The sequence below is a fragment of the Candidatus Poribacteria bacterium genome, from assembly GCA_021295755.1.
In the GTDB taxonomy this organism is placed as follows: Bacteria; Poribacteria; WGA-4E; order WGA-4E; family PCPOR2b; genus PCPOR2b.
On sequence record JAGWBT010000161.1, the window covers coordinates 1 to 951 of the forward strand.

Consider the following 951-nt stretch of genomic DNA (forward strand, 5'->3'; position numbering starts at 1 on the left):
TTTATGTTTGGGATACAGATTGCTTTAGCAAGTTTTTGCGTTGAATAATAGCGCAAAAAATGGTATAATTCTTATGTCCTTGTGGGAAGGTCTGACACCACTGCACGGTGGTGCTTCCCACACCCTTTCAGACGGGCATAGGACAAAAGGGCAACCCCAAATGTATACAACCAAAAAAGTGAAATACGATAGGACTGCTGAGTTGGATGCGCTTGCTCATGAGTCAGGTCGAGTCTATTCCAAAGTCGTTTCTCTCATTCGGAAGGTCAAGCGAAAGAAAGGCTTTTGGCTATCGCAAGGTTCTGTTCAGAAGTATATGCGCTTGCGTGGCTATAACTTGCATTCCCAAACCATTCAAGCGATAATCCAATCTTACTTTGATTCCCTGAAGAGCTACTTTCGTGTGTCCAAGTCAAATCCTGATGCCAAACCTCCGAAACGGACGCCTCATTTCTACAAGGTGTGTTGGATACAAAATGGTATCCGACACAAAGATGGTGTCGTTAGGTTATCCAATGGTAAAGGTAATGCGCCTATCACCCTCAAGTCTGATGTAAGACCCGCCTACGTTGAGATGTACTTCCAACGAGGCAGTTACTACTTTTCACTGGTATACAAGGTCCACCCCCCACCCCAACTTGATACAGGCAAATCTGTTGCGATAGACATGGGGGAGATTCACTCAATAGTTTCTCACGACGGCGAACAGACAATCATCTACAACGGTCGTGAAGTTCGTGCCATAAGGCAATACCTCAACAAAGTCAAAGCACATTTCCAATCCAAGATGGATAGGTGTAAGCAACGAAGTAACCGTTGGTATCGTCTGAAACGAATCAAAACCAAGATACTGGCGAAGTTGAACGCTCAACTCAAGGATGCCGAGCATAAAATCACAAGTCGATTTATATCTGACTGCATCAAGGCGAAGGCAGATACGATAGTGATAGG

Annotated in this window: 1 protein-coding gene; it reads left to right on the plus strand. The window is 44.6% G+C overall.

Translation table 11 applies throughout. The features are described from left to right. Window positions 1-160: 160 nt before the first annotated feature. A partial coding sequence (locus J4G02_19710) for a transposase (GenBank protein MCE2396760.1) occupies window positions 161-951 on the plus strand: 791 nt, incomplete at its 3' end.